At 65.0% G+C, this 19297-nt stretch carries 17 protein-coding genes; 11 read left to right on the top strand and 6 right to left on the bottom strand.

Going from position 1 to position 19297, the window contains the following annotated elements:
- Positions 1-82 precede the first annotated feature (82 nt).
- Positions 83-1303: a pyridoxal phosphate-dependent aminotransferase gene (locus tag ACLH0K_RS12040; RefSeq protein ID WP_411373832.1), complete on the top strand. Its 1221-nt coding sequence runs from the start codon at positions 83-85 to the stop codon at positions 1301-1303.
- A 55-nt stretch (positions 1304-1358) separates the two neighbouring features.
- Positions 1359-2213, top strand: a complete 855-nt coding sequence (locus ACLH0K_RS12035) for a polyphosphate kinase 2 family protein (RefSeq protein WP_411373831.1) — start codon at positions 1359-1361, stop codon at positions 2211-2213.
- A gap of 36 nt (positions 2214-2249) precedes the next feature.
- Here ACLH0K_RS12035 and ACLH0K_RS12030 read toward each other — a convergent pair whose 3' ends face one another.
- Positions 2250-2468, bottom strand: a complete 219-nt coding sequence (locus tag ACLH0K_RS12030) for an exodeoxyribonuclease VII small subunit (RefSeq protein ID WP_411373830.1) — start codon at positions 2466-2468, stop codon at positions 2250-2252.
- Positions 2461-3801 (bottom strand): exodeoxyribonuclease VII large subunit, encoded by a 1341-nt coding sequence (gene xseA, locus ACLH0K_RS12025; protein WP_411373829.1) that lies wholly within the window; start codon positions 3799-3801, stop codon positions 2461-2463. The genes ACLH0K_RS12030 and xseA overlap by 8 nt, the downstream gene beginning before the upstream one ends.
- Positions 3802-3963: 162 nt before the next feature.
- Here xseA and ACLH0K_RS12020 point away from each other — a divergent pair, with 162 nt between their 5' ends.
- Together ACLH0K_RS12020 and ACLH0K_RS12015 are read left to right on the top strand one after the other, a co-directional pair.
- Entirely contained in the window at positions 3964-4815 is an 852-nt protein-coding gene (locus ACLH0K_RS12020) for a hypothetical protein (protein ID WP_411373828.1), read from the top strand.
- A 9-nt stretch (positions 4816-4824) separates the two neighbouring features.
- Positions 4825-5904 (top strand): 4-hydroxy-3-methylbut-2-enyl diphosphate reductase, encoded by a 1080-nt coding sequence (locus ACLH0K_RS12015; RefSeq protein WP_411373827.1) that lies wholly within the window; start codon positions 4825-4827, stop codon positions 5902-5904.
- Positions 5905-6029: 125 nt separating this feature from the next.
- Here the strand turns inward: ACLH0K_RS12015 and ACLH0K_RS12010 are convergent, their stop codons facing one another.
- Positions 6030-7256, bottom strand: a complete 1227-nt coding sequence (locus ACLH0K_RS12010; protein ID WP_411373826.1) for a DNA recombination protein RmuC — start codon at positions 7254-7256, stop codon at positions 6030-6032.
- Between the two features lie 90 nt (positions 7257-7346).
- Between ACLH0K_RS12010 and ychF the strand changes: the two genes are divergently transcribed.
- Positions 7347-8432 carry a redox-regulated ATPase YchF gene (gene ychF / locus ACLH0K_RS12005; protein WP_411373825.1) on the top strand — a complete coding sequence of 362 codons (1086 nt, stop codon included), beginning with the start codon at positions 7347-7349 and terminating at the stop codon, positions 8430-8432.
- Between the two features lie 103 nt (positions 8433-8535).
- Entirely contained in the window at positions 8536-10296 is a 1761-nt protein-coding gene (locus ACLH0K_RS12000; protein WP_411373824.1) for an ABC transporter family substrate-binding protein, read from the top strand.
- 69 nt (positions 10297-10365) lie between these two features.
- Here ACLH0K_RS12000 and ACLH0K_RS11995 read toward each other — a convergent pair whose 3' ends face one another.
- On the bottom strand, positions 10366-11055 hold the full coding sequence (locus ACLH0K_RS11995) for an SGNH/GDSL hydrolase family protein (protein ID WP_411373823.1): 690 nt from the start codon (positions 11053-11055) through the stop codon (positions 10366-10368).
- Positions 11056-11492: 437 nt separating this feature from the next.
- On the opposite strand from ACLH0K_RS11995, the gene typA reads away from it, so the two are divergent.
- Entirely contained in the window at positions 11493-13421 is a 1929-nt protein-coding gene (gene typA / locus ACLH0K_RS11990) for a translational GTPase TypA (RefSeq protein WP_138136293.1), read from the top strand.
- Between the two features lie 221 nt (positions 13422-13642).
- On the top strand, positions 13643-14452 hold the full coding sequence (locus ACLH0K_RS11985; protein ID WP_411373822.1) for a hypothetical protein: 810 nt from the start codon (positions 13643-13645) through the stop codon (positions 14450-14452).
- A gap of 48 nt (positions 14453-14500) precedes the next feature.
- On the opposite strand, the gene ACLH0K_RS11980 is transcribed toward ACLH0K_RS11985, so the two are convergent.
- Positions 14501-14737: a hypothetical protein gene (locus ACLH0K_RS11980; protein WP_411373821.1), complete on the bottom strand. Its 237-nt coding sequence runs from the start codon at positions 14735-14737 to the stop codon at positions 14501-14503.
- Between the two features lie 137 nt (positions 14738-14874).
- On the opposite strand from ACLH0K_RS11980, the gene fdxA reads away from it, so the two are divergent.
- From fdxA to ACLH0K_RS11965, 3 genes are all read left to right on the top strand, one after another.
- The gene (gene fdxA, locus ACLH0K_RS11975) at positions 14875-15201 is read left to right on the top strand and encodes a ferredoxin (RefSeq protein WP_009356972.1); all 327 of its coding nucleotides are present in this window, start codon (positions 14875-14877) and stop codon (positions 15199-15201) included.
- A 70-nt stretch (positions 15202-15271) separates the two neighbouring features.
- Positions 15272-16354, top strand: coding sequence for a succinyldiaminopimelate transaminase (gene dapC / locus ACLH0K_RS11970; RefSeq protein ID WP_411376472.1), 1083 nt, complete (start codon positions 15272-15274; stop codon positions 16352-16354).
- Positions 16355-16603: 249 nt separating this feature from the next.
- The gene (locus ACLH0K_RS11965) at positions 16604-17890 is read left to right on the top strand and encodes a citrate synthase (RefSeq protein WP_411373820.1); all 1287 of its coding nucleotides are present in this window, start codon (positions 16604-16606) and stop codon (positions 17888-17890) included.
- A gap of 60 nt (positions 17891-17950) precedes the next feature.
- On the opposite strand, the gene galE is transcribed toward ACLH0K_RS11965, so the two are convergent.
- Positions 17951-18964: a UDP-glucose 4-epimerase GalE gene (galE, locus tag ACLH0K_RS11960; RefSeq protein ID WP_411373819.1), complete on the bottom strand. Its 1014-nt coding sequence runs from the start codon at positions 18962-18964 to the stop codon at positions 17951-17953.
- Between the last annotated feature and the right edge of the window lie 333 nt (positions 18965-19297).

Raw genomic sequence — 19297 nt, 5'->3', positions numbered from 1 at the left:
TCCAAAAGTCCGGCAGCCGCCGTTGTGCTGATGTGGGCGACGTCTCAACGGCCGAACATCCCGTGTGTGGCATATTTGAGGAATGGCAGAATTCAGGCAGTCCACGAAGCTCAACAACGTCCTTTACGACATCCGTGGACCGATCCTGCAGGCCGCCCAGCAGATGGAAGCCGAGGGCCACCGGATCCTCAAGCTGAATATCGGCAACCCCGCACCGTTCGGTTTTGAAGCGCCCGACGCCATCCTGGTGGACATGATCCGCCACCTTCCCCATGCCCAGGGCTACAGCGATTCCCGCGGCATCTTTTCAGCCCGCACCGCCGTGTCGCAGTACTACCAGACCCGCGGCATCCAGAACATCCACGTGGACGACATCTACCTGGGCAACGGCGTCAGCGAGCTCATCACCATGTCCCTGATGGCCCTGCTCGACGACGGCGATGAAGTCCTGATTCCCACGCCCGACTACCCGCTGTGGACCGCTTCGGTGGCACTGGCCGGCGGCAGGCCGGTCCACTACCTCTGCGACGAGGACTCCGGCTGGCAGCCTGACCTGGAAGACCTCGAAGCCAAGATCACGCCACGCACCAAAGGCATCGTGGTGATCAACCCGAACAACCCAACAGGCGCCGTCTACCCCGAGGAGACGCTGAAACGGATCGTTGCCCTGGCCGAGAAGCACGGCCTGGTGCTGTTTGCGGACGAAATCTACGAAAAAATCCTCTACGAGGACGCCGTCCACATCAACCTTGCCGGGCTCACCGGCGACCACGTCCTGTGCCTGACCTTCAGCGGATTGTCCAAGGCTTACCGCGTGTGCGGCTACCGGGCGGGCTGGATGGCCATTTCCGGTCCCAAGAAGGACGCCGCCGACTACCTTGAGGGCATCAGCCTGCTGGCCAACATGAGGCTCTGCGCCAACGTCCCGGCGCAGCACGCCATCCAGACTGCACTGGGCGGGTACCAGAGCATCAACGACCTGATCCTCCCCGGCGGACGCCTGCTGGAACAGCGCAACAAGGCCTACGACATGCTCAACGCCATACCCGGGGTAAGCACCCAGCAGGCCAGGGGGGCCCTCTACCTGTTCCCGAAGCTGGATCCCGAGGTCTACCACATCCGCGACGACGAGAAGTTCGTCCTGGACCTCCTCCGTGAGCAGAAGATCCTCGTCTCCCACGGGCGGGCATTCAACTGGGTGCGGCCGGACCACTTCCGCATGGTCACCCTGCCCAACGTGAAGGACATCGAAGAAGCCGTGGGCAGGATGGGGGACTTCCTGAGCAGGTACCAGGGGAACTAGCCTGTGCTCACGGGCGCTTTCGGCCCGGAAGCACTTCGCGGAAAGGATTCCCCCCATGGCAGGCGCCCTTCGGTTCGAACAGCATCCCTCTGAAACCCTGAGGGTAGGCGACGGATTCACCCTGTCCGATATCGACCCGGACGCCACTCCGGGCTACACCGGAACCAAGGAGGACGGCAAGGCGCTGCTGGGCGAGATGGACGACGAACTGGCCGACCTGCAGGAAAGGCTGTTCGCCGAATCCCGTTTTGGCGGCCGCAAAAGGATCCTGCTCATCCTGCAGGCCATGGATACGGCCGGCAAGGGCGGCATCGTCAAGCACGTCATGGGGGCCATGGATCCGCAGGGTGTGCAGTTCAAGGCGTTCAAGGCGCCCACCACGGAGGAAAAGTCCTACGACTTCCTCTGGCGGATCGAGAAGGAAGTCCCTGCCGTCGGCATGGTGGGGGTCTTCGACCGGTCACACTACGAGGACGTCCTGATCCATCGTGTCCACCGCTGGGCCAGCCCCGAGGAGATCAAGCGGCGCTACGTGGCCATCAACGAGTTCGAGGGGCGCCTCATCGAATCGGGGACAAAGGTGGTGAAGGTGATGCTCCACATCAGCGGCGGGGAACAGAAGGAACGGCTGCTGGCCCGGCTGGACAACCCGGCCAAGCACTGGAAGTACAACCGGGGCGACCTCGACGAGCGCGCGTTCTGGGACGACTACATGAACGCCTACCAGGCTGCCTTCGACGAAACGAGCACACGGGACGCCCCCTGGCACGTGATCCCGGCCAACAAGAAGTGGTACGCCCGCATCGCCGTGCAGCAGCTGCTCATCGGTGCGCTGGCGGATTTGAAACTTGAATGGCCCAAAGCGGACTTTGACGTTCCCACCGAGCGGGAACTGATCCTGCGGTCCTGACAGGCGCCGGGACCGCTTTCCCTCCGGAAGGGGTTCCTAGAGCGGCTGGTCGCGTGCAGCGGCCAGCCGCTTCCTTGCCCCCTCCAGCCATTCCTCGCAGCGCGCGGCCAGCGCCTCGCCGCGTTCCCACAGCGCCAGGGATTCCTCCAGGCTCGCGCCGCCCGCTTCCAGCCGGCCAACCACAACGATCAGCTGTTCGCGTGCTTCCTCGTAGCTCAGGCCCGCAACGCCGGCGTCTGTTTTCTGCTCACTCACGGGCTTCTCCTTCTTGCGGATTTTCGGGGTTGGATCCTTGGCTGGCTGCCGTCCCGGTGGAGGTGGCGCCGAAACGGCCTTCCGCCACGCGGATGGACAACGGCGCGCCGGACGGGGCATCTGCCGGCCTGCGGACGACGGTGTGTCCGGCGATGGCTGCCGGACCCGCCTGTTGGCCTTCGAGTTCGACGACGGCGTACCCCCGGTCCAGCGTCTTCTGCGGCGAGAGCGCACGCACCTGGGCTTTGAGGTGTTCAAGCTGGTCGGCGGCACGGACCACCGTGGAATTCACCGCCGCGGAGGACCTGCGCAGCAGCCGCTCGACCTCCTCGGCGCGGACCGTGACCAGCCCTTCCGGCGAGGCCAGGACCGGCCGCGAATGCAGGGACGCCAGCCGGTCCGTTTCCCGGTCGACGAGCCGTTCTATGCAGCGCCGGAGCTGGTCCCGCGCCTGCCGCACGCCGGCCAGTTCCTCGGACACCTCGGGAACGATGCGCTTCGCGGCGTCGGTGGGCGTGGACGCCCGCAGGTCCGCCACATCGTCCAGCAGCGGCCGGTCCGCCTCATGCCCGATGGCGCTCACCACCGGCGTGGCCGCCGCAGCCACCGCCCTGATCAGTTCCTCGCTGTTGAAGGGCAACAGGTCCTCGAGTGCACCGCCGCCGCGGGCGATGACGATGACATCCACCACGGGATGGGCGTCCAGCTCACGAAGGGCGCGGACAACCTGGGACACCGCGGTGTTGCCCTGGACAGCCACCTCGCGGATTTCGAATTCAACCGCAGGCCAGCGCAGGGCGGCGTTCCGCAGGACGTCTTTCTTGGCGTCGGAATCCCGGCCCGTAATGAGACCGATGCGGTGCGGGAGCAGCGGAAGGGGTTTCTTGCGTGAATCGGCGAAAAGACCTTCGGCCGAGAGTGCCTGCCGGAGCCGTTCGATCCGGGCGAGCAGGTCGCCGAGGCCAACGGGGCGGATATCGCGGACCAGCATGTTGAGCCGGCCGGTCTTCAGCCAGAACTCCGGTTTCAGCAGGGCAACCACGCGGGATCCGCGCTCCAGCGGCAGGTTCTGGCGTTCGAGCACCTTGGTCCACACCGATGCGGGCAACGATACTTCCGCATCAACATCACGCAGCGTCAGGTAGGCGTTGCTCCCGCGGCGGTTCAGCTCGATGACCTGCCCTTCCACCCAGGCAGAAGGAGTGCGGTCGATATGTGCCTTGAGCTTCTGCGAGAGCAGTTGCAGCGGCCAGGGGTTGTCCGGTGTGGTTTCGGCGGCTGTGGCGGGCAGCGTGGAGGGGGTTGTGCCGGGCAGGGAAGCCTGTTCAGACATGCAAACGCCCTTGCGGGACTGGTGCTGCGGGCATGGGGTCCTTCGTCTGTTGTGCGGCGGTCATTCAACCTTATCCATAAGCTGTAGCACGCGGGACTGACAGAATCCGGCCAGCATCCCTGCCTAGGATGGGACTACCGCCACCAACCTGAAGGATCTGCTGTGCGCACTTTTGTCTCCGCCGTTGCCACCGTGCTGGGTGTGCTGCTGGCCGCCGTGGCCGTGCCTGCCATCTGGCTGGACCGGAACATCGTCCGGGAGGATGGCTTCGTGGCGCTGGCGGCCCCGCTGGGAAAAAATGCGGAGTTCCAGCAGCAACTTGCGACGGCCGCCGTGGGGACCATCGATACCAGCGCTGTCCCCGGATTCCTCTCCGACCTCGTCCAGCCGGTGCTGGAGCAGGCCGCCGCCTCCATGGCAGGACTGCCCGGCTATCCGGCAGCGTGGGAGGAAACGCTGCGCAGAAGCCACCGCCTGAGCTTTCCCCAGCCTGGTGAAGATCCTTCTTCCGCGGGACCGGTCTCGTCACTGACTTTGGACGTTGCCCCGTTGGTGGCCTTGGGCGTTGAGGAAATCTCCACTGCCACCCGGCTTCCGCTGGACCCGCCGGGGGAGACGCTGATCAACGTGGGTGAGCCCGCACAGCGGGAATGGACCGAACGGCTGGCCACGTACGCTCCCATGGGGTACCTGCTTGCCGCCGGTTCCGGGGTTGCCTTCCTCCTTGCGCTCGTGGCAGCCCGGCGGCGCTGGACAGTGCTGGTGGGAGCCGGGCTTGGCGGCCTGCTGCTGGCCGGACTCTGGGCCGTGGGTGCGCAGGTTGGCTCGGCGGCGGCACTGGCCACGGACACCGGAAACGAAGTGGCAAACCTGTTCCGGGACGAGTTCGTGGCAGCGGCCAACGCCGACTTCATTGGTTGGACCGTGGCGGCTGCGGTCACGGGCACGGTCCTGCTGGTGCTGGGCATTGTGGCGGGCATCGCATCGCGAAGGCGGCCGGGCGCAAGCCGGTAGCATGGAGTGATGACCTCCACCGCTGTTTCCCTTTCGATGCCTACTGTCCCGCGTCGGCGCCGCTCTCCCGAGGAAGTAGCAGCTGCAGCCCCCGTGCTCGGCACCAAGAAGGTGCTGTTGGCCGCCCCCCGGGGGTACTGCGCCGGTGTAGACCGCGCCGTGATCGCCGTCGAAAAGGCCCTGGAACACTACGGACCTCCCGTCTACGTGCGGAAGCAGATCGTGCACAACGTCCACGTGGTCAGCTCGCTGGAGGAAAAGGGCGCGATCTTCGTGGAGGAAACCGAAGAGGTTCCCGAGGGCGCACTGGTCATCTTCTCGGCCCACGGCGTATCACCCGCCGTGGTCAACTCCGCAGAACAGCGGGGCCTGCGGACCATCGACGCCACCTGCCCGCTGGTGACCAAAGTGCACAAAGAAGCGGTCCGCTTCGCCAAGGACGATTTCGACATCCTGCTCATCGGGCACGACGGGCACGAGGAAGTGGAAGGCACCTCGGGCGAAGCGCCGGAGCACATCCAGATCATCAACGGCCCGCACGAAGTGGACAAGGTAACTGTCCGCGACCCGGACAAAGTCATCTGGCTGTCCCAGACCACCCTTAGCGTTGACGAGACCATGGAAACCGTGCGGCTGCTCAAGGAGCGGTTCCCCACGCTCCAGGATCCGCCCAGCGATGACATCTGCTACGCCACCACCAACAGGCAGGTGGCCATCAAGAAGATCGCGCCCCAGGCAGACCTGGTGATCGTGGTTGGCTCGGCGAACTCTTCCAACTCGGTCCGGCTCGTCGAGGTGGCCCTGGAATACGGCGCCAAGGCATCCTACCGGGTGGACTTCGCCAACGAGGTGGACGAAGCCTGGCTGGAAGGCGTGGCCACGGTGGGCGTGACCTCCGGCGCGTCCGTACCGGAAGTCCTGGTGCAGGACGTGTTGCGGCTGCTGGCAGACTACGGCTACGGCACCGTGGAAGAGGTTGTCACGGCGGAGGAAGACCTGCTCTTCTCACTGCCCAAGGAGCTCCGCGCAACCCTGAAGCAGGCCGGCGACGTGAGCCGTGCCCTGGGCGGACGCAGGCAACGGAGCTGAACACCCGCACCTGAACAAACGGTGGCACCACTTCGGCTGGACGGGCCTCAGCAGACCGAACAGTTTCAGAACGAAGGGGTTGGCCCGGCGGCAGCCGCGCCAACCCCTTTTGTTATTTCCCCGATTCAGGCAGCTGCTTCGTCGTTCTGCAGTTCGGGAGCGGCCAGCGTACGGGGCGTCACCTCCACGGACGGCAGACCGGCCAGACCCGATTCGTCCAGCGTGTTCAGCTTCCTGGCCGTAGGCAGGACCCGGGCCTCCAGGGTGCCCACCATTGCGTTGTAGCGGTCCACGGAGGTTTTGAGTGACGCCCCCAGTTTGCTGACGTTCTCCCCGAGCGTACCCATCCGGTCGTAAAGCTGGCGTGCCAGGTCGAACAGCTCCCGGGCGCTGTCCGTCAGGACGTCCTGCCGCCATGTGAAAGCCACGGACTTCAGCACGGCCAGCAGGGTGCCGGGGGATGCCAGCACCACGTTCCGGGACAGAGCATGGTCCAGCAATTCCGCGTCCGCCGACAGTGCGGCAGCAAGAATGGATTCGGCAGGAATGAAGCAGATCACCAGTTCCGGGGAGTTGCCCGGAATGTCCCAATACTTCTTGTTGCTGAGCGCGTCCACATGCGCCCGAAGCGCCTTGGCGTGGGCGGCCAGCAGCGCCTGCTGCGAGCGGGCGTCCGCCGCCGTCAGCGACCCCGGCCTGAAGTTCCGGGAATCCGGCCCGTTCAACTCCTGGGCTTCCAGGTAGGACGACAGCGGAACCTTGGCATCCACCACCAGCTGTTTTCCGCCGGGAAGCTGGACCACGAGGTCCGGACGGACCGTGGAATCGCTGCCGGCGCTGTGTAGCTGTTCCACGAAGTCCACGTGGCGCAGCATGCCGGAAGCCTCCACCACCCGGCGCAGCTGGACCTCACCCCACTGTCCGCGTGCGCTGTTGGACCGCAGCGCCGACTCCAGCGCATGGGTGGAGCGGATCAGCTGTTCGTCGGAAAGCCGGGCTTCCTGGAGCTGCTGGGCGAGCTGGCCGTACTGCTCCACCCGGTCACGTTCGAGCAGGGCCACCTGCTGCTGCACCGCGGAAAGCTTCTCCGCCACCGGCGCTAGTGCGCGGAGCACGCTGCCGTCCTGCGACCGGGCCTCGCCAAGCTCGCGGTTCTGTGCCGCCAGAAGCCGCCGCTCGGCGTCCGCCGCCGCAAATTGCGCGCTGACTTCCGAAAGGCGGGACGAGACTGCGTCGAAGTCTGCCTCCAGGGCATGCGAGTTCTTCCGCAGCACAAAATACATGGCAGCGGCACCGGCGAGGGCACCCAGCAGCAGCATGAACAAGGCCAGAATCAACGCGAAAACATCCATGTCCTCACTGTGGCACGGGGCCCTGACAATCCCGCGCAGTGACATCCGGCGTTACTGGCGCGGGACGCCCTGCAGGTAGAATCAATGCTCGTGGCTCTTACTATTGGCATCGTCGGACTGCCCAACGTCGGCAAATCAACCCTCTTCAACGCGCTCACCCGCAACCAGGTCCTGGCCGCGAACTACCCGTTCGCCACCATCGAGCCAAACGTCGGCGTCGTGAATCTGCCGGACCCGCGGCTGGACAAGCTTGCCGGGATCTTCGGCTCGCAGCGCGTGCTGCCGGCGGCCGTCTCCTTCGTGGACATTGCCGGCATCGTGAAGGGTGCGTCGGAGGGCGAAGGGCTGGGCAACCAGTTCCTGGCCAACATCCGCGAAGCCGAAGCCATCGCCGAAGTGGTCCGCGTGTTCGATGACCCCGACGTTGTCCACGTGGACGGCAAGGTGGATCCCCGCTCGGACATGGAAACCATCAACACCGAGCTCATCCTCGCCGACCTGCAGACCATCGAGAAGGCCATCCCGCGGATCGAGAAAGAGGTCAAGATCAAGAAGCGGGAGGCCGCCGAACTGGCAGCCATCAAGGCCGCACAGGCGGTCCTGGAACGCGGGGACACCATTTACTCCGCCATTAAGAGCGACAAGCTGGACATGGAACACCTCAAGGAGCTCAGCCTGCTCACGGCCAAGCCCTTCATTTACGTGTTCAACGCTGACGAAGCCATTTTGGGCAGCCCGGAAAAGCAGGAGGAGCTGCGTGCCCTCGTGGCCCCGGCGGACTGCATCTTCCTTGATGCCAAACTCGAGGCCGACCTCGTGGAACTCGATGAGGAGGAAGCCCGCGAGATGCTGGAGATGAACGGCCAGGACGAATCCGGGCTTGACCAGCTGGCCCGTGTCGGCTTCCACACCCTCGGATTGCAGACCTACCTCACTGCAGGCCCCAAGGAAGCGCGCGCCTGGACCATCCGCCAGGGCGATACTGCACCGCAGGCAGCCGGTGTGATCCACTCCGACTTCCAGCGCGGCTTCATCAAGGCCGAGGTAGTTTCCTTCAACGACCTCGTGGAGGCCGGTTCCATGGCCGAGGCGAAGTCCCGCGGCAAGGTCCGGATCGAAGGCAAGGAATACGTTATGGCCGACGGCGACGTCGTGGAGTTCCGCTTCAACGTGTAGCGGGTCCAACGCCCGGCCGGTTGCAGACCTTATCCTGACTATGTAGGGCGTGATCCTGGCGGCTCCAGGTCCACCTCCCGGGACAAAAACACAAGGAGGCGGCGTGCGGCTCAGGCGCCTGGCGCGGTACATCACGGCGGCAGCTGCGGCTGCCCTGGTTCTGTCAGGCTGCTCGGGCGGCGGCACGGCGCCCGTCGTGGTGGGGGAGGCAAAACGCGGCGGCGTCGCCACCGTTGCAGAGGTCAACGCGTTCTCCTCCTTCAACCCCTACAGCGCCGACGGCAACACGGACATCAATTCCAAGATCGGCTACATCACCCACTCAGGGTTCTACTACCTGGACGACAAAGCAGCGGTAGTCCGCAATGAGAAGTTCGGGCGGTTTGAGAAGGTCTCGGACAATCCGTTAAAGGTGAGGTACACCGTCAACGAGGGAGTTAAATGGTCCGACGGCGAAGCAATCGACGCCGGGGACCTCCTCCTGAGCTGGGCGGCCGGCTCGGGCTACTTCGACGACGCCGACCCCCAGGCCGGGACGGGAACCACCTACTTTTCCACCGCCGCAGACACCAGCGGACTGGCCGGAACCGTGCTCCCCGAGCTTGGCGACGACGGCCGATCGATCACCCTGGAGTACGCCACACCCTACGCGGACTGGGAAGTAGCGTTCGACGTCGGGCTGCCGGCGCACGTCGTGGCCGCCAAGGGCGGGCTGAACGATGAAGAGGACCTCGTTGAACTGCTGCGGGATTCACCCCGTGGCAACCCGGAAATGCCAAAAGCCAATCCGGAACTGAAGGCGGTCAGCGATTTCTGGAACACCGGCTTCGACACCAAATCGCTCCCTGACGATCCTGCCCTGTACCTGTCCAGTGGCCCCTACCTCGTGCGGGACATTGCTCCGGAGTCCTCCATGCGGCTCGTGCGGAACCGCGACTATGTCTGGGGTGCCGAGCCATGGTTGGACGAAATCACCATCCGCTTCACCGGGGCGCTGCCCGCAGCCGTTGACGCCCTCCGCAGCGGACAGGCGGATATCATTTCCCCGCAGCCCTCGGCAGGCACCGAGCAACTTTTCGCCGGGCTGGCGAATCAGGGCAACACCGTGGAACGCTACGAGCAGGCTGGCTACGACCACCTGGACCTCAACTTTTCCGGCGTTTTTGAGGATGATGATGTCCGCGAAGCCTTCCTGAAAACTGTGCCGCGCCAGGCCATTGTGGACGCAGTGGTGGGGGAGATGCTGCCCGGCGCCAAGCCGCTTGACTCGCACGTCTTCCTGCCGGCCCACCCCAAGTATGCGGACACTGCCCGGAACAACGGCTCGTCCGGGTACGCGAAGGTGGATATGGAGGGAGCACGGGCGCTCCTGAAGGGCGCCACACCCACTGTCCGGATTCTCTACAACCGGGATAATCCCAACCGTGCCCGGGCCTTTGCCCTGATCCGTGACTCGGCCGCGCAGGCAGGTTTCCTGGTGGAGGACGGCGGGCAGGGCAGCGCCGACTGGGCGGGGTCTCTGGGCGGGGGCGGCCACGACGCCGCTCTGCTGGGCTGGATCGGCACCAGCGCCGGAGTCAGCAGGGTTCCGCAGATCTTCCGTACCGGTGCGGGCAGCAACTTCAACGGTTTTTCCGATGCCGATGCTGACCGGGCCATGGAGCAGTTGGCAGGGACCACCGACCTGGGCCGGCAGGACGAACTCCTCGCGGACATCGACAAGCAAATCTGGGAGAACGCTTACGGCCTCCCGCTGTACCAGACCATCGGCACCACGGCCTTCGGTCCCCGGATTACCGGTGTGAAACCGAGTCCGGGCCCGCTCGGCGTGTGGTGGAACGTGTGGGAGTGGCGCCTGGCCTAGGGTCATGGAGACTGCAGGGGCGCTTCTGCGGTCCTTGATCGGTTTCGGCCGTTTCCTCGTATCTATGCCTCAGTCGCGAGCCGTGCCGGCAGCATCCGGTCCGGCGGACAGCACGGGCGGGGCGTCCCGGTCCGGCTTTCGGTCCAGCCCCAGGTCGCGCAGTCGCCGCTCCAGCAACGCGCCCAATGCACGACGCCCCGCCGTGTTCAGGTGCACCGCGTCCGCGAGGTCCTTGGCCAGGCCGTACCGGGTCAACCAGTCGCCGACGGACACAAACGGCAGGTTCTGTGCCGCTGCCACGTTCCCGAGCAGCCTGTCCACCTCCGTGCGCCGGCCGCCGCCGTGGCCCTCGCCGCGGGCCAAAGTGCCGATCATCGCCAAGCGGGTTCCGGGGTAGCGCGCCCGCAGTTCCGAAATCAGTTCCTCAGCGTTTTCGGTGATCCGTGCATTGCTGGCCCCATGGGCTGCGTCGTTGCCGCCGCCCTGAATGACGATCAGGGCGGGAGTCCCGGAAGGGAGCAGCCAGTCACCGTTCCGGAGTGCGTCGATGTAATTGCCGGTTGCGCCGTTACCGGCAACGAATCCCGTTCCTCCCCGGCCGCAGAAGTAGACCTTGTACCCTGCCGCCGCAAGGCCCTGGCGAGGCCAGCCGTCACCAGGTTCCGACTGGGAGTCTCCAATCAGGAGCACTGTCCGGGCGATGTCAGGGACCACCGCCTCAAGCCGCCCGTTATCCAGGTTCCGGACAGTGGAACGCACGTGTACTGTTCCGGCTGCCGGTTGTGCCGTTGTGGCAACTGCCCGTAGTGACGCAGTGGGGGAGTGGCCGGGCAGGGCACATCCTGAAAGACCCAAAAGCCCGGATACGGCAAGGACGAGCCCTGCTCCGGGGGCGCCAAGGCGGGTACGGGCCATGGCTCGTGTCATATGGGGTCTCCGGGCGTGCTCGGCGGTGAGTGTCAGAGCAATCATGTGGCATGCCGGACACGATAGCCAGTGATTTTGCTCACTATTTTAGGGCGTGGCGTGAGCGCTGCCTGCGCGCGCGTGGTTGGCAGCCCGCGTATTTAGGCCAATAAATGCCCCTGCCGGTAGAATGTGTAAAGGCGCCCTGTGCAAAGGACCTTATCCGTCGTGCATTCCGGTAGGACGTGGCGCGATACAACAGCTGACTCCACTGAATCGAGCCATTACGCATGTCTGAAACCACCACCAACACCGCGGTAGCCACTGCATCGCGCAGTGACCTGCGCAACGTCGCGATTGTGGCCCACGTTGACCACGGCAAGACCACCCTGGTCGACGCCATGCTCAAGCAGACCAACTCCTTTGCTTCCCACGGCGAGGTTGAGGACCGCGTCATGGACTCCGGTGACCTGGAACGCGAAAAGGGCATCACCATCCTGGCGAAGAACACCACCGTCGCCTACAACGGCCCTTCGTCCAACGGCGAAACCATCACCATCAATGTCATTGACACCCCCGGCCACGCCGACTTCGGCGGCGAGGTGGAGCGCGGCCTGTCCATGGTCGACGGCGTCGTCCTGCTGGTGGACGCCTCCGAAGGTCCGCTCCCGCAGACCCGTTTCGTGCTGCGCAAAGCACTCGCCGCGCACCTGCCCGTCATCCTGCTGGTCAACAAGACAGACCGTCCCGACGCCCGCATCGAAGAAGTGGTCCACGAGTCCATGGACCTTCTTCTCGGTCTTGCCTCGGACCTTGCCGACGAGGTGCCGGACCTGGATCTGGACGAGATCCTCAACGTGCCCGTGGTTTACGCCGCAGCGAAGGTTGGCCGGGCATCACTTGAACAGCCTGCCGACGGTACCGCGCCGGACAACGAGGACCTCGAGCCGCTGTTCAAGACGATCGTCGAGCACATCCCGGCTCCCACCTACAACCCGGAAGGTGTCCTGCAGGCGCACGTCACCAACCTGGATGCTTCCCCGTTCCTGGGCCGCCTCGCCCTGCTCCGTATCTACAACGGCACCCTGCGCAAGGGCCAGCAGGTCGCCTGGGCCCGCCAGGATGGCGAGCTGAAGACCGTCAAGATCACCGAACTCCTCGCGACCAAGGCGCTGGAGCGCGTTCCGGCCGAGTCCGCCGGCCCGGGTGAAATCGTTGCCGTCGCCGGTATCGAGGACATCACCATCGGTGAAACCCTTACCGACGTTGAGAACCCGCAGCCGCTGCCGCTGATCACCGTGGATGATCCCGCCATCTCCATGACCATCGGCATCAACACCTCCCCGCTGGCCGGCAAGGTCAAGGGCGCCAAGGTCACAGCCCGGCAGGTGAAGGACCGCCTGGACAAGGAACTGATCGGTAACGTCTCCATCCGCGTGCTGCCCACCGAGCGTCCGGACGCCTGGGAAGTCCAGGGCCGTGGCGAGCTCGCGCTGGCCATCCTGGTCGAGCAGATGCGCCGCGAGGGCTTCGAGCTCACCGTCGGCAAGCCGCAGGTTGTCACCAAGACCATCGATGGCAAGATCCACGAGCCGATGGAACACATGACCATCGACGTGCCGGAGGAGTACCTTGGCGCCGTCACCCAGCTGATGGCCGCCCGCAAGGGCCGTATGACCAACATGGCCAACCACGGCACCGGCTGGGTCCGCATGGAGTTCATCGTCCCCGCCCGCGGCCTCATCGGCTTCCGGACCAAGTTCCTGACCGAAACGCGCGGTGCCGGCATAGCGGCCTCCATCTCCGAGGGCTACGAGCCGTGGGCAGGCCCTATCGAGTACCGCACCAACGGCTCGATGGTTGCCGACCGTGCCGGCGTCGTGACCCCGTTCGCCATGATCAACCTGCAGGAGCGCGGTTCCTTCTTCGTGAAGCCCACCGCCGAGGTGTATGAGGGCATGATTGTTGGCGAGAACTCGCGCGCCGACGACATGGACGTCAACATCACCAAGGAAAAGAAGCTCACCAACATGCGTGCCGCTTCCTCCGACAGCTTCGAGAACCTGACCCCGCCGCGCGAGCTCACCCTCGAGGAATCGCTGGAGTTCGCCCGCGATGACGAGTGTGTCGAGGTCACTCCGGAAGCCATCCGCATCCGCAAGGTGATCCTCGATACCAACGAGCGTGCCAAGGCCGCCCGCGCCCGCGCCAAGGCCTAGTTACTGCCAGTTCCAGAGAACGCCACCGGTTTCTTGCCGGTGGCGTTCCTGGCTTAATTGCTGCTCCCTTGCCATGTACCGCCGTGCGCGGTGGGACAACGGATCGCCACGCAGGGACAGTAGGTGCGCGCCGGATTCGGGCTTCGCTGCGCACTGCAGTTGTCCACATAACCCGTCCGGGCCAATGCGGCTGCCCGTCCGCAGCGGGAAGCATAGTTGTCATGCGGACCATCACCGATGCGTTAACGGGGCTGGGAGGGGTCTCCGGCATCGATTCCCTCATGCGGGCTGGCGTCTCCCGGCGGAGCCTCGAAGCCGGGCTCCGGGACGGGGTTGTACAGCGGATTGCGCGCGGCCTGTATGCACTTCCAGACGCCGACCCCCTCCTTGCACATGCCGCCCGCCATCACGCTGTGCCTGGTTGTGCCACAGCTGCCAAGACCGCGGGACTGTGGGTGGTTAAGGCGCCAGACAGGCCGCACCTCGCTGCTCCTCACGGCAGGGCGATCCCTGGCTGTCTGGTGCATCGCAGCAAATTACCGCTTACACACCTGGACATCGTCTGCCAGTCGCTTCGGTGCCTTCCGCATCTCGAGGGGCTGACTATCGCCGAATCGGCAGTAAAGAAGGGCTTGGTCCAGCTACCCGCCCTGCGGGAACGGTTTCCAGCGGCGCGTGAAAAATCCATCCGGGGCTTGATAGCGAAAATCCGGCCGCAGTCAGGCTCCATCATCGAGACGATGGCGCGCTACCTGCTGGAAGAAGCGGGGCTGACGGTAGAGATGCAGGTCAAGATTCCAGGGATGGGTCATCTGGACCTCCTCGTAGACGGCCTGCTGGGCATCGAGACGGACGGCTTTGCCCACCACAGCGACCGTGCAGCCTACCGGGAGGATAGGCGCCGGTGGAACATCACTGTTATCCGGGGCGTGCCCACCCTTCGGGTGACTTTTGACATGTTGCAGAACCAGCCCGAGGAGTTTGTTCGCATGGTCCACCAGGCACTTGCCATGTACCGCCGTGCGCGATGAGACAGCGGCTGGTCGTGCAGGGACAGTTCCTGCACAGTGAGATCCGCCCTAGGTGCGCGGGCGGCGCCGCTCGGGGGCCGGCGGCACTTCCTTGGCCGCAACAACAGCGGCAAGGGGAATCACGACGTCGGCCTGCCGGGTGCGGACGGTGCAGTCGCCGGCGCCGCACGAGATAAGGTGGCCGAGGGCATCGGTCAGGCCGCCCTCGATCCGGTAGCGCACCACCACCCGCGTCCCGGGTTTGGCGGCGGCAAGGAAACCGGCGGGGGCAGGAAGCTGACTCACCAGTTCATACTAGGCGGGCCGGCTAGGTTCGCGGGATCGGGCTGGGAGATAATAGGCTCAGATGTCAAGAGTCCGGCCGAGGTTGCCGGATGCAAGAGCCGGCGGGTTGCCGGAACCAACGTGGAGAGGCCACTGACGTGACGTACGTAATCGCGCAGCCGTGTGTAGATGTCAAGGACAAAGCGTGCATCGAAGAATGCCCGGTGGACTGCATCTATGAGGGTGAGCGTTCGCTGTACATCCATCCGGACGAATGCGTCGACTGCGGCGCCTGCGAACCCGTGTGCCCGGTTGAGGCAATCTACTACGAGGACGACACCCCGGACGAGTGGGCCGACTACTACAAGGCCAACGTCGAGTTCTTCGACGACCTCGGTTCCCCCGGCGGCGCCGCAAAGATCGGCAACACCGGCAAGGACCACCCCATGATTGCCGCCCTGCCGCCGCAGAACCAAGACCACTGACGCGCGCAGGAAAGGGACCGCAGCAGTGACCGCATTCGGCCTTGACCTGCCCGACTACCCGTGGGAGGCCATGGCGCCGTACCTGGCGAAGGCCTCGGAACACCCCGACGGCGTGGTCAACCTGTCCATCGGAACCCCGGTTGACGCCACCCCGGCACTCATCCAGGACGCCCTGAAAGCCGCCGCCGACGCTCCGGGCTACCCCACCGTCCACGGCACGCCGGCGCTCCGGGAAGCCATCGCAGGCTGGTTCGAACGCCGCCGCGGCGTCGCTGGCCTCGACCCCCGCAACATCATGCCCACGGTAGGTTCGAAGGAACTCGTGGCGTGGCTGCCGCTGCTGCTCGGGCTCAAGCCGGGGGACGTTGTCGTACGCCCCAAGGTCGCCTACCCCACGTACGATATTGGCGCCACGCTGGCCGGCGTCACCTCCGTCGCCACGGACAACCTGGACGAACTCGACGACGACACCCGCTCCCGCGTCCGGCTCATCTGGGTTAATTCGCCGGGAAACCCCACGGGCAGTGTCCGTGACGCCGACTCGCTGAAGACGCTGGTGGAGCAGGCACGCGGCCTCGGCGCAGTGGTGGCCTCGGACGAGTGCTACGCCGAGCTTGGCTGGGGAACGTGGGACGTCCAGCGGGGCGGCCAGGCCGTCCCCTCAATCCTCGATCCGAGGGTGGCGGGCGGATCCCACCAGGGTCTCCTCGCCGTCTACTCGCTGAGCAAGCAGTCCAACCTGGCGGGCTACCGCGCAGCGTTCGTTGCCGGCGACCCGAATCTGATGCCAAACCTGGTCAACAGCCGCAAGCACGCCGGCATGATCGTCCCCTACCCGGTCCAGGAAGCCATGCGGGTAGCCCTGGGTGACGACGCGCATGTCGAAGCCCAGAAGAACCTGTACCGGGGCCGCCGCGAGCGGCTGGTGCCGGCGCTGCAGGAGTTCGGCCTGGAGATCAAGGATTCCGACGCCGGCCTGTACCTGTGGTCCACCGCGGGGGAGGACACTTGGGCCACTGTCGCCCGCCTGGCGGAGCGCGGCATTGTGGTGGGCCCCGGTGTCTTCTATGGCGAAGCAGGCAACGGTTACGTCCGCGTCGCCCTCACCGGCACGGACGAGCGGATCGACGCCGCTGTTGCCCGGCTCGGCTGACTTCCGGCAGTAGTGAGGCGCGTAACATTGGTGTGACTCGCGCCACAAGGCCGGCACTTTACGGGACGTGATGCCCTCGTGGATTAGTGACACCCGGCAAGGAGCGGTAGTTTTTAACTGATCAATGGTGGCTTTCCACAAGAAGGCAGCCCGGGTGTTGGAACCTGTCTTCTCAGGGTCTGTGCGCGGCTCACCTGATATTGGATCAAGCTTTCGACAGAGGCCCAGAAGCCTCATGAAGGGGACTCCATGACTGAGACCAACAACGCTGCGACCCTGCTCCATGCAGGTGGCGAGCTCAAGCTCCCCCGCATCCCGGTTATCGAAGGAAACGAAGGCTACGACGTTTCCAAGCTGCTGAAGCAGACGGGCGCAGTCACTTTCGACCCCGGCTTCATGAACACTGCAGCCACCACCTCGGCTATCACCTACATCGACGGCGATGCGGGCATCCTGCGCTACCGCGGATACCCCATCGAGCAGCTGGCGCAGCACTCCAGCTTCCTCGAGGTGTCCTACCTGCTCATCTACGGCAACCTGCCCACGCCCACCGAACTGGATGAGTTCGACCAGAAAATCCGCCGGCACACCCTGCTGCACGAAGAGCTGAAGGGCTTTTTTGGCGGCTTCCCCCGCGACGCGCACCCAATGCCCGTGCTGTCCTCCGCGGTGTCCGCGCTGTCCACGTTCTACCAGGACTCGCTGGATCCGTTCAACGCCGAGCAGGTGGAAGTTTCCACCATCCGCCTGATGGCCAAGCTGCCCGTCATTGCCGCTTACGCGCACAAGAAGTCCATCGGCCAGCCGATGCTGTACCCGGACAACTCCATGAACCTCGTGGAGAACTTCCTCCGCCTCAGCTTCGGCCTTCCGGCCGAGCAGTACGAGCTGGACCCGGTCATCGTGAAGGCCCTGGACCTGCTCCTCATCCTGCACGCGGACCATGAGCAGAACTGCTCCACCTCCACCGTCCGCCTGGTGGGATCTTCCAACGCGAACCTCTTCGCTTCCGTTTCCGCAGGCATTAACGCCCTGTTCGGCCCCGCCCACGGCGGCGCCAATGAGGCCGTACTGAAGATGCTCCGCCAGATCCAGGCCGAGGGCCTCAAGCCCGAGGACTACATGGAGAAGGTCAAGAAGAAGGAAGACGGCGTCCGCCTCATGGGCTTCGGGCACCGCGTCTACAAGAACTACGATCCGCGCGCCAAGATCGTCAAGGCCACCGCCCACGAAATCCTGAGCAAGCTCGGCGGCAACGACGAACTGCTGGACATCGCCCTGCGCCTCGAAGAAAAGGCGCTGAACGACGACTACTTCATCCAGCGCAAGCTCTACCCGAACGTCGACTTCTACACCGGCCTGATCTACAAGGCCATGGGCTTCCCGGAGAAGATGTTCACCGTGCTGTTCGCGATCGGCCGCCTGCCCGGCTGGATCGCCCAGTGGCGCGAAATGATCAGCGACCCGAACACCAAGATCGGCCGCCCCCGCCAGCTCTACATTGGTGAGCCGGAGCGGGACTACCCGGTCCGCTAGCCACGTTACGACGACGGCCGCCCACCTCCTCGAGGTGGGCGGCCGTTTGCGTTGGCGAAATCAGGAGGCGTAGCCGTTGGGGTTGTTTTTCTGCCAGCGCCAGTGGTCCTCGCACATCTCGTCGACCGTCTTCGTGGTGGACCAGCTCAGGTCGGCGAGGGCCGACGTGGCGTCTGCCCAGAAGGCGGGCAGGTCGCCGGCGCGGCGGCCGGTGATTTCGTAGGGGATGGGCTTGCCGACGGCCTTCTCGAAGGAGCGCAGAACCTCCAGGACTGAAGAGCCCTTGCCGGAGCCGAGGTTCCAGCGGAAGACGCCCTCGCGGCCAGCCACGTGGTTCAGTGCTGCCACGTGGCCTTGGGCGAGGTCGACGACGTGGATGTAGTCGCGCAGGCAGGTGCCGTCGGGGGTGTCGTAATCGCCGCCGAAGACCATCAGCTTTTCGCGCCGGCCCACGGCCACCTGGGCGATGAACGGAACCAGATTGTTGGGGATGCCCTGCGGGTCCTCGCCGATCCGGCCGGAGGGGTGGGCGCCCACCGGGTTGAAGTAGCGCAGCAGTGCTATATGCCAGCGGGGGTCCGCGGCGCCGAGGTCGGAGAGGATGTCCTCGATTTGCTCCTTGGTGCGGCCGTAGGGGTTGTTGGCCCCGATCTCCATTTTCTCCACGTAGGGGATGGGGTTGTGCTCGCCGTACACCGTGGCCGAGGAGCTGAAGACGAAGGAGCGGACGTCGTGCCGGTCCATCACGCGGATCAGGTTCAGGGTACCGACCAGGTTGTTGTAGTAGTACTTCAGGGGCTGCTGCACGGATTCGCCCACGGCCTTCAGTCCGGCGAAGTGGATGACCGCATCAATCGCCGTACCCGCGAACACCTGCTCCACCGCGGCTTCGTCCACCAGGTCCACGTTATGGAACTGCGCAGCCTTGCCGGTGAGTTCGGCCACCCGGCGGAGGGACTCCTCGCTTGAGTTGACGAGGTTGTCGATGACAACAACGTCGTGGCCGGCTTCCTGCAGGGAAAGAACAGTGTGGGAACCGATGTAGCCGGTGCCCCCTGTAACCAGAATCTTCATGCGTCCAACGCTATCCCACGGCACACTGCTCCCGCCGCCATGTTTCGGACACCGGCAGCAGGGGACGCCTTACCGCGGGTTTTGCGCATGAGCGTGCTAAATAGCTGTGCTGCCCAAGATTGTTGACGCCGAAGCCCGTAGCCAGGACCCGGCCGTTCCTGGCGGCGGAGCCTGACTGCTGCCACCTGCTGCAGCCGGGCTGGATGACGGCACAGATGTGTTCCGGCGTGCTGGACGGCACCTTGAGGCGCTTGGGCGGTGAGGGGCGTTAACGTGGGCAGGGAGCGGGAATAGACTGATAGCCGGGGGCGCCGGACCGGATCAGCAGACCCG

It is taken from the genome of Arthrobacter sp. MPF02, from assembly GCF_046605375.1.
Classification (GTDB): Bacteria; Actinomycetota; Actinomycetes; order Actinomycetales; family Micrococcaceae; genus Arthrobacter.
This window is presented reverse-complemented; position numbering and strand designations above follow the sequence as displayed.